Here is a 13,487-nt window from a genome sequence, read left to right as displayed (position 1 = left end):
GGTGGGGGCTGGTCGCGCAGTTCCCCGCGCCCCCAAAAGAGAAAGAACGGGGCGTCCCCCCCATCGACCTAAAGGAGGCAAGCCCCCCATGCCCGAAGTTCTCAAGGCCCCCCTCGTCGTGGAGTTCCCCTTCACCCGATCGCTCGGGCCCGTGCAGAGCGCCTTTCTCACCGGGCTGCGGGAACGCGTCGTCCTCGGTGTGAAAACCGGTGACGGCCGCACTCTCGTCCCGCCCGTCGAGTACGACCCCGTCACCGCCGAGGAGATCCGCGACCTGGTGGAGGTCGCGCCCACCGGGACCGTCACGACCTGGGCCTGGAACCACGAGCCCCGCCGTGGACAGCCTCTCGGTACGCCCTTCGCCTGGGTCCTGGTCCGGCTCGACGGCGCCGACACCGCCCTGCTGCACGCCCTCGACGCCCCCGGCCCCGACGCCGTCCGCACCGGGATGCGGGTCCGGATCCGCTGGGCCGAGGAGCGCTCCGGCGCCATCACCGACATCGCCTGCTTCGAGCCGTACGACGGTGAGGACACCTTCGTCACCGTCCGTGCGGGCGAGTTCGAGGATCCGGTGCACGGGATCATCGCGCACGCCCGCCTCGACTACACCTACTCGCCCGGCCGCGCCCAGTCCGCCTTCATCGAGGCCCTCGCGTCCCGGCGGACCTTCGGCGAGCGCTGTCCCTCCTGCCGGAAGGTGTACGTCCCGCCGAGGGGTGCCTGCCCCACATGTGGGGTGGCCACATCGGAACAGGTCGAGGTGGGTCCCGGCGGCACGGTCACCACCTTCTGCATCGTCAACATCAAGGCGAAGAACCTCGACATCGAGGTGCCGTACGTCTATGCCCACATCGCCCTCGACGGCGCCGGCCTCGCCCTGCACGGCCGGATCGGCGGGATCCCCTACGACCAGGTGCGGATGGGGCTCAGGGTCGAGCCGGTGTGGACCGAGGGGTCCCGCTTCCCCGATCACTACCGGCCCAGCGGTGAGCCGGACGCGGACTACGAGACGTACAAGGAGCTGCTGTGATGCGTGACATAGCACTGGTCGCCTTCGCACAGACCGACCACCGCCGTACCAGCGAGGACCTCTCCGAGGTCGAGATGCTCATGCCGGTGCTGCACGACGTGCTCGGACAGACCGGCCTGAAGACCGCCGACATCGGCTTCACCTGCTCCGGCTCCAGCGACTACCTGGCCGGCCGCGCCTTCTCCTTCACCCTCGCCCTCGACGGCGTCGGGGCCTGGCCGCCGATCTCCGAGTCGCACGTCGAGATGGACGGCGCCTGGGCCCTGTACGAGGCCTGGACCAAGCTGCTCACCGGAGACGCGGACACCGCGCTCGTCTATTCGTACGGCAAGTCCTCACCCGGCTCCGTGCGGGACGTCCTGACCCGGCAGCTCGACCCCTACTACGTGGCCCCCCTCTGGCCGGACTCCGTCGCCCTCGCCGCCCTCCAGGCCCAGGCCCTCATCGACGCGGGCGAGACCGACGAGCCCGCGCTGGCGGCGGTCGGCGCTCGCAGCAGGGCGGACGCGGTCGCCAACTCCCATGCCCAGCTGCGGGGTTCGGTGCCCCAGGGGGAGTACCTCGCGCGGCCCCTGCGTACCGGCGACTGCCCGCCCATCGCAGACGGGGCCGCGGCCGTGATCCTCGCGGCGGGGGAGCGGGCCCGGGAGCTGTGCGCCAGGCCCGCCTGGATCCGGGGCATCGACCACCGCATCGAGGCGCACGGCCTGGGCGTCCGGGACCTGACCGACTCGCCGTCCGCCCGGCTCGCCGCCGAGAAGGCCGGTGCCTTCGAACGGCCCGTGGACACCGCCGAGCTGCACGCGCCGTTCAGCTCCCAGGAGGTCGTGCTGCGCAAGGCGCTGCGGCTCGGCGACGACGTGCGCGTGAACCCGTCCGGCGGGGCCCTCGCGGCCAACCCGATCATGGCCGCCGGGCTGATCCGCATCGGCGAGGCCGCCGCCCGCATCCACCGCGGCGAGTCCGACCGTGCCCTCGCCCACGCCACCTCCGGGCCCTGTCTGCAGCAGAACCTGGTTGCCGTACTCGAAGGGGATCCGCGATGAGCAAGGAGCCCGTGGCCGTCGTAGGGATCGGCCAGACCAAGCACGTGGCGGCCCGGCGGGACGTGTCGATCGCGGGGCTCGTCCGCGAGGCCGCGCGACGCGCCCTCGACGACGCCGAGTTGGACTGGGCGGACATCGACGCCGTCGTCATCGGCAAGGCGCCCGACTTCTTCGAGGGCGTGATGATGCCGGAGCTGTACCTGGCGGACGCGCTGGGGGCGGTCGGCAAACCCATGTTGCGGGTCCACACGGCGGGTTCGGTGGGCGGCTCGACCGCGCTCGTCGCGACCAACCTCGTCGCCGCCCGTGTCCACTCCACCGTGCTGACCCTCGCCTTCGAAAAGCAGTCCGAGTCCAACGCCATGTGGGGGCTCTCCCTGCCGATCCCCTTCCAGCAGCCCCTGCTGGCGGGCGCGGGCGGTTTCTTCGCGCCCCACGTGCGGGCCTACATGCGGCGCAGCGGCGCCCCGGACACCGTCGGCTCGCTGGTCGCCTACAAGGACCGGCGCAACGCGCTCAAGAACCCCTACGCACACCTCCACGAGCACGACATCACCCTGGAGAAGGTCCAGGCGTCCCCCATGTTGTGGGACCCCATCCGTTACTCGGAGACCTGCCCCTCCTCCGACGGAGCCTGCGCCATGGTCCTCACCGACCGTGCCGGAGCAGCCCGTTCCACGAACCCGCCGGCCTGGATGCTCGGCGGGGCCATGCGGAGCGAGCCGACCCTGTTCGCCGGCAAGGACGCGGTGTCGCCACAGGCCGGGAAGGACTGCGCCGCCGACGTCTACCGGCAGGCGGGGATCGCCGACCCGCGCCGGGACATCGACGCCGTCGAGATGTACGTGCCGTTCTCCTGGTACGAGCCCATGTGGCTGGAGAACCTCGGTTTCGCCGAGGAGGGCGAGGGCTGGAAACTCACCGAATCGGGGGTCACCGAACTCGACGGTGACCTCCCCGTCAACATGTCGGGCGGCGTCCTCTCCACCAATCCGATCGGCGCCTCCGGGATGATCCGGTTCGCCGAGGCCGCCCTCCAGGTGCGCGGCCAGGCCGGAGAACACCAGGTGGACGGCGCCCGGAAGGTACTCGGGCACGCCTACGGCGGCGGTTCCCAGTTCTTCTCCATGTGGCTCGTCGGCGCCTCGGCCCCCGACAGCTGAAAGGACCCGTTCACGTGGCCTGTTGAGTGCCGGAACCGGAAGCTAGGCTGGCCGCGGACGACGAATTCGGGAGGAGCACGGACGTGGCCGAGAGCACCATCCAGCAGCAGCCGGTACTGGGCTGGGACAAGCCGGAGCTGGACCTCAGCGGGGCCGATTGGCAGTCCAGCAGCCGGGGCCTGGGGGATGTCCAGATCGCCTTTGTCGAGGGATTCATCGCGATGCGCAACAGCGGCCGGGTGGAGAGCCCTTCCCTGATCTTCACCCCCGCCGAGTGGGGTGCCTTCGTGTCGGGGGCCCGCGAGGGCGAGTTCGACCTCACCTGAGCGCCTCCCCCCGGTTCCGCCGCTGCGGCAGAGAGGTGAACCGGGGGGTGTTCCGCAAGGATTTCCGGACACGTGACCAGCAGCGCCCCTCCGGGGCCGCCGCCTGAGACAGGCTGGCCCCGGACGGGGAAGGTCGTATTCCGGAGGTGAGGAACGATGAGCACTGCGCCGGTCATCGCCGCGGCGGACGGTTCGGACGACAGTCTGCGCGCGCTGGACTGGGCCGTGCGGGCGGCCCGGCAACAGGGCGCACCGCTACGGGTGGTGCACGTCCGCCAGTACGCCGCGTGGGGGCAGCCCGACGTGCTGGTCGCCGGCGAGCCGGACGCGGCCGGCGACCCCGTGCTCGACGAGGTCCGGGACCGGCTGCGCACCGCTGCCGCGGGGCTGACCGTCGAGTACGTCGCCCTGGAGGGCGCCCCGAGCGCGCTGCTGCCCGAACTGGGCACCGACGCACAGCTGTTGGTGCTCGGCTCCCGGGGCCGCGGCGGCTTCGCCAGCCTGCTGCTCGGCTCCAACGGCATGGCCGCCGCCCGCGACGCCGCGTGCCCGGTGGTCGTCGTACCCCGGCCGGGGCGCGAGGTCCAGGAGGAACTGGCCGCCGAGCCCGGGCCCCGGGTCGTCGTCGGCCTGGACGTGGACAGCCCCGACGACGCCACCCTCGCCTTCGCCCTCGCCGAGGCCGCCCGGCACGGCGCCCGGCTCCAGGTGATCGCCGCCTACCCGTGGCCGCTGCAGAGCTGGGTCGCGGCCGGGGAGATCGTCCCGCCGGCCGTCGACCGGGACGAGGTCGAACAGGAGACCCGCACCCTCGCCGAGGGCTTCCTCGCCCCGCACCTGAAGGACCGCCCCGGTCTGCGCGCCGACATCCTCGCGCTGCCCGGCGACGCGGCCGGCCTGCTGGTGGCCGCCTCGAAGGACGCCACCCTGGTCGTCGTCGGCCGCCACCGCCGTCGGCTGCTCGCCCCGGCCCGCATGATCGGCTCGGTCACCCAGGCCGTGCTGCTGCACGCGGCCGCCCCGATCGCGGTGGTCCCGCCGTCGCCACCGCAGCGGTGATGTCAAGTCCCTTCGCCCAGTTACCGTCAGTAGGGAGCGGATCACCGTGGTCGGGCGTACGCTGAGCTGCCTGCAAGCCACGGTGCGCGCCCGCTCCCCGCGCTCGCGTACCACCGTGGCGGGGGGTGGTCATGGGACAGCGGGTCCTGCGGAACCGACGGACGCTCTACGAGCGTGAGGGTGAACTCTCCGCCGTCGACGAGGCGTTGGCCGAGCTCACCGGCCTGGGCACGGACGGCGCGGCACCGGGCGACCGGCCGCTCGGCGCGCTGCTCGCCTTCGCCGGCCGGGCCGGCATCGGCAAGACCACCCTGCTCGCCGAGGTCCGCCGCCGCGCCGCCGCCCAGGGCTGCACCGTGCTCTCCGCGCGGGGTGGCGAGCAGGAACAGCGCGTCGCCTTCCATGTCGCCCGCCAGCTCCTGCAACCCCGGCTCGCCGGCGCCCCGGAGGCCGAACTGCGCGCCTCGCTGGGCAGTTGGTACGACATCGTCGGCCCCGCCCTCGGCCTGTGCGCCCCGACCGAGGGCGCCCCGCCCGACCAGCAGGGCCTGCGCGACGGCCTCGACTGGGTGCTCACCCACCTCGCCCTGCGCCAGGCCCCGATGGTCCTCGTCCTCGACGACGCCCACTGGGCCGACCCCGAATCCCTCGGCTGGCTCGCCGCGTTCGCGCCACGCGCCGAGCAACTCCCGCTGCTCGTCGTCGTCGCGTACCGGCCCGACGAACTCCCCGAGCACGCCGACGCGTTCCGGGGCCTGCCCGGACGGGCCGGCGGCCGTCCGCACGGCCTCGAACCGCTCAGCGCCGACGCCGTCGCCGGCCTGGTCCGCGAGAGCCTCGGCGACCACGCCGACGACGCCTTCTGCCACGAGTGCTGGGCCGTCACCGCCGGCAACCCCTTCGAGGCCGTCGAACTGACCGCCAAGGTCTCCGACCGAGGCCTCGACCCCACCGAGGCCGGCGCGCCCCTGCTGCGCGACCTCGCCGCCGCCGTCAAGGGCAGCGGCCTGATCGCCCGCCTCGAACGCCTGGGCCCCTCGGCGGTCCGGTTCGCCTGGGCCTGCGCCGTCCTCGGCACCGAGATCCATCCGGCGCTCGCCGCCGCCGTCGCCGGCCTCGGCCACGAGGAGGCCGCCGACGCCGCCGACGCCCTGCGCGGCGCCCGCGTCCTCACCGGCGTCGAGACCCTGGAGTTCGTCCACCCACTGATCGCCACCGCCGTCTACCGGGCCATCCCGCCCGCCACCCGGGTCGCCCTGCACGGCCAGGCCGCCTGGTGCGTGACCGACGACGGCCAGGGCGCCACCGCCGCCGCCCGCCACCTCCTGGAGACCCACCCCGAGGGCGACACCTGGGTCGTCCGGCAGCTGCGCGCCGCCGCCGGCGAGACCCTCCGGGCCGGCGCCCCCGACACGGCCCGCGCCTACCTCGCGCGGGCCCTGCGCGAACCCCCGCCCGCCAAGGAGCGCGCCGCCGTCCTCCACGAACTGGGCAGCGCCTCCCTCCTCACCGAGCCCGCCACCACCGTCAACCACCTGCGCGCGGCCCTCCAGGAGCCCATCGCCGAGCCCGCCCTGCGCCACCACATCGTCTACCGCCTCTCCCAGGTCCTCGCCCACAGCGACCGCCTCGCCGAGGCCTCCGAGACCCTCGCCCGCGAGATCCACGTGACCGGTGACGCCCGCGTCCGGCTCCGCATGCTCTCCGAACAGTTCATGTGGGACGCCTTCCGCGCCGACGAACCCGACCACCCCTCCCGCTCCCGCCGCCTGACCCGGCTCGCCGACCGCATAAAGGGCCGCGACCTCACCGAGCGGTACGTCATCGGGCTGCGCACCTGGGACGCGATCCAGCGCGGCGAGCCTGCCGAGGTGGCCCTCCAGCACGCCGAGCGCGCCCTGGCCGGCGGCCTCGGCTGGGCGGAGGCCGACCGCGGGTTCGAGGTCCCCGTCCTCGTCGCCCTCGCCTTCATGTACGCCGACCGGCCCGACCGCACGGAGGAGCTCTTCGCCGCCGGGATCGCCGACTTCGAACGCCAGGGCTGGCGCGGCGCCCACCTCTCCTTTGCCTACACGCTCCTCGGCTACGTCCGCTACCGCCGCGGCCGCCTCGCCGAGGCCGAGGAGCACGCCCGCTCCGGCCTGCGCCTCGCCGAACGCGTCGGACCCGGCACCCCGGCCCACTGGTACGCCGTCGGCATCCTCATCCAGACCCTCATCGCCCGCGGCCGCACCGAGGAGGCCGCCCGCCTCGCCGAGGACCACGCCTTCCGGGAGCCCTTCCCGGCGGCCGTGGTCTTCCCCGACGCCCAGACGGTCTACGGCGAACTGCTCCTCGCCCGCGGCCTCACGAAGGACGCGGCGGCCGAGCTCTCCGCGGCCGGCCGCCGCCTCGAACCCCGCGGCATCCGCAACCCCTCATGGTGCCCCTGGCAGCTCCACCTGGCCCGCGCCGAAGCCCACGACGCCCCGGAACGCGCCCTGACGACGGCCCTCGACGCGCTGACCCGCGCCCGCCGCTTCGGCGCCCCCTCAGCCATCGGCCAGGCCCTGCGCACGGCAGCGGAGGTCTCGACCGGCGAGTCCCGCCTGACATACCTGCGCGAGTCGGTGGCGTACCTGGAGCGCTCTCCCGCCGCTTACGAGTTGGCCTGCGCGCTGGTGGCCCTGGGCGCGGAACTCCGTGATGCCGAACTCCTTCGCAGGGGCCTGGACACCGCCGTGCAGTGCGACGCGGACGCCTTGGCGGTGCAGGCCCGCGCGGAGCTGTCCGCAGCGATGGAGCAAACGAAGGGCGCAACCCCCTAGGGGCGCGGGGAACTGCGCGACCAGCCACGACGGCGCCGCACCGCGGAACGACCGCCACCCACCACGGCCGACTCCGCCGCCCGGCCCGGCACCGCCGAACACCACCGCCGTGGCTGAGCGCCGTTGCGGCGGATCAAAAGTGCCGGCAGAGGATGCCACCGACACAACAAGGGGGGCCGGCGGAGGAAGGTGGCAGCAGAGCAGGAGGGGTGGCGGCTCGGGAGGGTCGGCCGAACCGCGCCCGGCACTGATCCCCGCCCCACAACCCGGGCCCCGTACCATGGAGCGCATGTCGTTCCTCCGTCGCCGCAGCGCCACTCCCGCCGGCCCCGACTTCGACGTACTGGCCATGGACCCGGGTGACTGGCCCGGCAACCTCGGAGCCGGGCTGCTGCCCGCCCCCGACGGCACCTGCCAGGGCGTCTTCCTGCGCTACGACCTCTTCGGCGGCCGCGGCCCCGCGATGATCATCGGGAACCTTCCCGAGGGCTCCCCGGCCCGCGAGGTGGAGGAGGACGAGGTCCCCTTCGAGGTCGGCCAGCTCCTCCTCGCCCTGGAGAACGACGAGGACGTCACCGTCGTCGGCACCGAGGACATGCCGGTCCTGCAGGGCGACAACCTGCTGATCGTGCGCCGTCTCAAGCTCTCCGAGAGCCGGATCTCCTGCGTCCAGTTCGACCGCAGCGACGGCGTCCTCGTGACCATCGCCGCCTGGGACCGCCCGATCACCGACGACCTGTACGCCCTGCTGAAGCCGCTCCCGGCGGAGCTTTTCCAGCAGGGCTGAGGCAGACCCCTCCGTCGGCTACTTCCCGTGACCGTGGCCGTGGCCGTGGTGCCGTCCGGTCTTCGCGGCCGGCACCACGTCCACGTCGGCCGCGCGGACGAACTCGACCCGGTGGCCGTACTGGATCTCGTAGTACAGGTCCTTGCCCACGACGACCTTGTGCGAGTCGGTGCTGAAGGTGACGGCGTAGTAGTACTCGCCCGGCACCTCGTCACCGGCCACGTACTTCTGGCCCGCCGGGATCGTGTAGGGCAGCGGGGAGACCGACTGGGCGGGTACCCCGGAGGGGTACGCGGACGCCTCCGGATAGGCGCGGCCGTACACCGGGATGCTGGTCCGGTCCGCCTTCGGCGTGATCACCAGCCCGGTCGCGCCGACCGCCGTCGGCGCGCTCGCCGGGTTCTTGAACCACGCCTTCTGCCCGAGGTACCAGATCGCCGTCCAGTCGCCCCAGGTGTCCGCCACCGTGTACTGCTGGCCGGTGGCGGCCCGTGAGGAGAGGTCGTTGACGTCGGTCGTCGGTGTCGTACCGAGGCCGATGTCCTTGATCAGGGCCGCGCTCTCGTCGTGGTCGGAGTACAGCCGTACCGCGCTGGAACCGTGCGCGGCACAGGGCTGGCCCTTGGTGACGCAGCCGGTGTACGTCGGCTGGTTCGTGGCGTAGTCCGGCAGGATCGTCACCACACCGCCCGTCACCACCCGGTGCTTCTTGCCCGCCTTCTGCTTGAAGGGGTGGTCAAGGAGCTCGAAGTAGTGCCGCCAGTCCCAGTAGGGGCCGGGGTCGGTGTGCATCCCGGGGATCGTGGACGTGGTCGGGCCGGGCACGGTGTCGTGGCCGAGGATGTGCTGCCGGTCCAGCGGGATGCCGTACTGCTCGGAGAGGTACTTCACCAGCCGGGCCGAGGAGCGGTACATCGCCTCCGTGTACCAGGCGTCCGGAGAGGCGAGGAAGCCCTCGTGCTCGATGCCGATCGACTTGGCGTTGATGTACCAGTTGCCCGCGTGCCAGGCCACGTCCTTCGCCTTGACGTGCTGGGCGATCAGACCGTCGGTGGAGCGGATGGTGTAGTTCCAGGACACATAGGTCGGGTCCTGGACCAGCTTGATGGTGGTGTCCCAGGAACCCTCGGTGTCGTGGATGACGATGTACTTGATGCTCTGCGAGGCCGGCCGGTCGGAGAGGTCGTGGTTGCCGTAGTCGTTGTCCCCGAACTGCGCGTAGGGCGCCGGGATCCACTGGCACGACACCGTTGTCGGGCACTCCGTCTCGCCGTCCGCCGCCGTCGTGCGCAGTCCGGTCAGCTTCAGCTGCGCGGTGTCGGGCGCCAGGTCGGGCTGGGCGGCGAGGGCGACGAGCTGCCCCGCGTCGGTGGTGCGCTCCTCGCCCGTGTGGAGGACGTCGAACACGTCGTTGGCGTAGGCCGCCGCGGTCGCCGTGTCGTCGGCTCCGGAGAAGCGGGCGATCGCGCCGTACCAGTCCGCCGGATCGGTGCTGAGCGGCTGGTGGAGGTCCTGCTGGGTGGCGGCGAGCAGGGCGGCGCCGCCGGCCACGTTGGCCGCCGCGTCGGTGCGCAGGTCGGCGGCCGGGATCCCGGTGAGCGCGGCGGCCTTGGGGAGGGTCTTGAGGCGGTCCGGGAGCGCGGAGTTCTGCGGGACCTGCACGCTCGGGTGCAGGGCGGGGCGGGCGCTGTCGCCGCGGGCGTCCTCGGTGCCGTCGGCGAAGTGCTCGGTGGCCGTCGCCAGCGCGGCGTGCGCGTCGGTGAGGTGCATGGGGCCGTAGCCGCCGGTCACGCTGGGCGCGCCGGCGTGCATGTCCCAGCGGGACTGGAGGTAGGAGACGGCGAGCAGCACGCTCTGCGGCACGTGGTACTCGTCGGCGGCGGACGCGAACGCCCGCTGGAGCAGTCCGGCGGACGACTCGCCGGTGTCCGGTGGGGGTGCCGCGCCCAGCAACGGCAGCAGCAGAGCCGCGGCGGCGACGGCTCCGGCCGTCCTGCGCGTACGTCTGCCGCTGTGCGGGGGTGCGGGCTCGATGACGGATCCTCGCAATGCAGCCTCCTGGGGCGATGGGGCGCGACGGGGCGTGCGGGGCTGAGCGTGGCTCAGTGGTACCGGCTTGCCGACGATCCGTCAATCATGCCCAGAGAGGCAGGAATTCCCATGTCATACGATGATCGTGGGAGTTTCGCGGTGGTGGGCCACAGGCCTGCGGGGCGTCAGTGGCGTACACCAGTGGGCGCCCGGGACACTCCCGAAAACACCCCGCACATGCGAGGATCCGCGGCGCGCAGTTGCCCTGAGCGCACCGCGGATCCTCGTCCCCGTCAGCGAGTGCCGACCGCCGCGCGTACGGCCCGGCGGGCCAGCTGGCAGTCGTCGTGCAGCCGCCGGAGCAGCAGCCGCTGTTCCTCGCCGGTCGGCGCGGCGCCCGGGTGGGCCGTACCCGGTGCCGCCGGGGTCGCGTCGTGCATCGAACGCTGCACGGCGGTCTCGTAGGTCCGGATCTCCCGGGTGAGGACCAGCATCAGGTTCACCAGGAAGGCGTCCCGGGACGCGAGTCCGCCCGACTGGGCGATCTGGCTGATCTGACGGCGCGCCACCGGGGCGTCGCCGAGGACCGACCAGAGCGTGGCCAGGTCGTACCCCGGCAGATACCAGCCCGCGTGCTCCCAGTCCACCAGCACTGGACCGGCCGGGGACAGCAGGATGTTCGAGAGCAGGGCGTCGCCGTGGCAGAACTGGCCCATCCCCTGGCGCCCCGCCGCGACCGCGATGCCGTGCAGCAGCTTCTGCAGGTCACCCATGTCCCGGTCGGTGAGCAGACCCAGTTCGTGGTACCGGGCGATCCGGGCCGGGTAGTCGACCGGGGCGTCGAAGGTGCCCGCCGGGGGCCGCCACGCGTTCAGCCGGCAGATCGCCCCCAGTGCGGCCCGGATGTCCGCCCGGGGCGGAGCCTCCGCCGGGTGGCGTTGGACCGCCGCCACCCGGCCCGGCATCCGCTCGATCACCAGCGTGCAGTTGTCCGGATCCGCCGCGATCAGTCTCGGCACCCGCACCGGTGGCCGGTGCCGGACGAACGAGCGGTATGCGGCTATTTCGTGGCGGGTCCGCTCCGCCCAGGCGGGGGAGTGGTCCAGTAGACACTTCGCCACGGCCGTGCTGCGCCCCGTCGTCCCGACGAGGATCACGGACCGACCGGTGCGGCGCAGCACCTGCACCGGAGCGAACTCCGGGCAGATCCGGTGCACCGACGCGATCGCGGTGCGCAGCTGCGCACCCTGGGGGCCGGACAGGTCGAGTCTGCCGCTGAGTGGCTGGGTGCCGAGCCCGGTGGCGCGCCGTTGTCGGCCCACCACCGGTACTGCGGCCCCCGGACGCGCGGGGTCGAGATACGGTCCGCCGCCCGCCGGGCGGGGGCGCAGCGACCGGGGCGGAGCGGACACGGAGGACGATGCTGCGTACATGGGCGATACAGATCCCTTCGTGTACCTGCGGTGCCTGCCTGAGAAGTCCTGTGAGGGGTTCTCGCGCCCAACCCGTCCCGGTCGCCCGGGCACACCCTGGGGAGTGGGCCCGTCGAGTGGCGACCGGGTCGGGGTGGCGCGTTCCTACCTGACACCCGTTGCCCAGTGGCACACCATCTGGCGCACCCTGGCGAACCGTGGCGAATAGTCGCCCGGCAACCGGCACGGGGCTACTGTCAACTCAGCCGAGAACCTGGGGGCTTGACGTGACCGGAGAACCCAACACCCGCCTGTCGGACCTGTTCGGCCTGGCCGGCTGGTCCAAGGGTGAACTCGCGAGGCTGGTCAACCGGCAGGCGGCGGCCATGGGCCACCCCCAGCTGGCGACCGACACCTCCCGGGTGCGGCGGTGGATCGACATGGGAGAGATCCCGCGCGATCCGGTGCCGCGGGTGCTGGCGACTCTGTTCACCGAGCGTCTCGGCCGTGTCGTGACCATCGAGGACCTCGGTCTGGTACGGCACGGGCGTACGGGAAAACGGCCGGACGACGGGAACGTGGAACATCCCGACGGCATGCCGTGGGCGCCCGAACGAACCGCCGCGGTCCTCACCGAATTCACGGGAATGGACCTCATGCTCAACCGACGCGGCTTGGTGGGCGCGGGTGCCGCGCTCACCGCGGGATCCGTACTCAGCAGCGCCATGTACGAGTGGCTGCACACCGACCCCACACTCAAGGCCGACGCCCCCGTCCTCGACGACCCTCTGCACGCCGACCCCGCTGGGTTCGACCGCTACGAGGCCGCCCCCATCGGGTCCGAGGAGATCGAGGAACTGGAGCGCTCCGTCGAGGTGTTCCGTGCCTGGGACGCGGCCCGCGGCGGCGGGCTGCAGCGCAAGGCCGTCGTGGGACAGCTCAACGAGGTGGGCGGCATGCTCGCCTACCGCCACCCCGAGCATCTCCAGCGGCGCCTGTGGGGCGTCGCCGCCAACCTCGCCGTCCTCGCGGGCTGGATGTCGCACGACGTCGGCCTGGAGCCCACGGCCCAGAAGTACTTCGTCATCGCCGCCCATGCGGCCCGTGAGGGCGGCGACCGGCCGCGTGCCGGGGAGGCGCTCTCCAGAGCGGCTCGCCAGATGGTGCACCTCGGCCGGCCCGACGACGCGCTCGACCTGATGAAGCTCGCCAAGTCCGGCTCGGGCGACGAGGTGCTGCCGCGCACCCGGGCGATGCTCTACACCATCGAGGCCTGGGCGCAGGCGTCGATGGGCAAGGGCCAGGCGATGCGCCGCACCCTCGGCGAGGCGGAGGACCTCTTCGTCTCCGACCGGGGCGACGTGCCGCCGCCGAGCTGGATGCAGATGTTCAGGGAGGAGGATCTGTACGGCATGCAGGCCCTCGCCTATCGCACGCTGGCCGAGCACGACCCGGCGGCGGCCGTGCACGCCCAGCACTACGCGGAGAAGGCCCTGACACTGCGGATCGACGGCCGGCAGCGGTCGAAGATCTTCGACTTCCTCTCCATGGCCTCCGCCTGCTTCATCGCGGACGACCCCGAGCAGGCGGACCGGTACGCCCGGCTGGCCCTGATGTCGATGGGATCCAACTCCTCCCACCGCACCTGGGACCGGCTGCGCCAGATGTACCGGCTCACCGCCGAGTACGCCGGCTATCCGAAGATCCAGGAACTGCGGGAGGAGATCAAGCTGGCCCTGCCCAGGGCCAGGAGCAAGGGGAACAACAGCAGCGCACAGGCATAGGGAGCCTGCGCGCTCGACACGAGCCGGCTGATCGCCGACTCA

At 72.7% G+C, this 13,487-nt stretch carries 10 protein-coding genes; 8 read left to right on the top strand and 2 right to left on the bottom strand.

The features are described from left to right. Positions 1 to 88: 88 nt before the first annotated feature. The 7 genes from ACFWPQ_RS42830 to ACFWPQ_RS42800 all read left to right on the top strand — a co-directional run bounded on the left by ACFWPQ_RS42830 (position 89) and on the right by ACFWPQ_RS42800 (position 8,218). A complete protein-coding gene (locus ACFWPQ_RS42830; RefSeq protein WP_384047854.1) occupies positions 89 to 1,030 on the top strand; it encodes a Zn-ribbon domain-containing OB-fold protein in 942 nt (313 codons plus the stop codon). Next, positions 1,030 to 2,076, top strand: coding sequence for a thiolase domain-containing protein (locus ACFWPQ_RS42825; RefSeq protein ID WP_384047851.1), 1,047 nt, complete (start codon positions 1,030 to 1,032; stop codon positions 2,074 to 2,076). The genes ACFWPQ_RS42830 and ACFWPQ_RS42825 overlap by 1 nt, the downstream gene beginning before the upstream one ends. After that, on the top strand, positions 2,073 to 3,239 hold the full coding sequence (locus tag ACFWPQ_RS42820; RefSeq protein ID WP_384047848.1) for a thiolase domain-containing protein: 1,167 nt from the start codon (positions 2,073 to 2,075) through the stop codon (positions 3,237 to 3,239). The genes ACFWPQ_RS42825 and ACFWPQ_RS42820 overlap by 4 nt, the downstream gene beginning before the upstream one ends. 83 nt (positions 3,240 to 3,322) lie before the next feature. After that, the gene (locus ACFWPQ_RS42815) at positions 3,323 to 3,565 is read left to right on the top strand and encodes a DUF397 domain-containing protein (protein ID WP_361302271.1); all 243 of its coding nucleotides are present in this window, start codon (positions 3,323 to 3,325) and stop codon (positions 3,563 to 3,565) included. A gap of 156 nt (positions 3,566 to 3,721) precedes the next feature. After that, positions 3,722 to 4,624 carry a universal stress protein gene (locus ACFWPQ_RS42810; protein WP_384047845.1) on the top strand — a complete coding sequence of 301 codons (903 nt, stop codon included), beginning with the start codon at positions 3,722 to 3,724 and terminating at the stop codon, positions 4,622 to 4,624. Between the two features lie 131 nt (positions 4,625 to 4,755). Next, positions 4,756 to 7,431 carry an ATP-binding protein gene (locus tag ACFWPQ_RS42805; RefSeq protein WP_384047842.1) on the top strand — a complete coding sequence of 892 codons (2,676 nt, stop codon included), beginning with the start codon at positions 4,756 to 4,758 and terminating at the stop codon, positions 7,429 to 7,431. 289 nt (positions 7,432 to 7,720) lie between these two features. Continuing rightward, positions 7,721 to 8,218: a hypothetical protein gene (locus tag ACFWPQ_RS42800; RefSeq protein WP_384047839.1), complete on the top strand. Its 498-nt coding sequence runs from the start codon at positions 7,721 to 7,723 to the stop codon at positions 8,216 to 8,218. Positions 8,219 to 8,236: 18 nt separating this feature from the next. Here ACFWPQ_RS42800 and ACFWPQ_RS42795 read toward each other — a convergent pair whose 3' ends face one another. Both ACFWPQ_RS42795 and ACFWPQ_RS42790 read right to left on the bottom strand, forming a co-directional pair. Continuing rightward, positions 8,237 to 10,267 (bottom strand): N-acetylmuramoyl-L-alanine amidase, encoded by a 2,031-nt coding sequence (locus ACFWPQ_RS42795; RefSeq protein WP_384047837.1) that lies wholly within the window; start codon positions 10,265 to 10,267, stop codon positions 8,237 to 8,239. Positions 10,268 to 10,542: 275 nt separating this feature from the next. Beyond that, a complete protein-coding gene (locus ACFWPQ_RS42790) occupies positions 10,543 to 11,682 on the bottom strand; it encodes an aminoglycoside phosphotransferase family protein (RefSeq protein WP_384047834.1) in 1,140 nt (379 codons plus the stop codon). Between the two features lie 266 nt (positions 11,683 to 11,948). Here ACFWPQ_RS42790 and ACFWPQ_RS42785 point away from each other — a divergent pair, with 266 nt between their 5' ends. Next, on the top strand, positions 11,949 to 13,445 hold the full coding sequence (locus ACFWPQ_RS42785; RefSeq protein ID WP_384047831.1) for a hypothetical protein: 1,497 nt from the start codon (positions 11,949 to 11,951) through the stop codon (positions 13,443 to 13,445). The last annotated feature ends 42 nt before the right edge of the window (positions 13,446 to 13,487 follow it).

The sequence above is a fragment of the Streptomyces sp. NPDC058464 genome (genome assembly GCF_042721035.1).
GTDB lineage: Bacteria > Actinomycetota > Actinomycetes > Streptomycetales > Streptomycetaceae > Streptomyces.
Note: the sequence above shows the minus strand (reverse complement) of the source record. Positions and strands in the feature narration are given on the sequence as shown.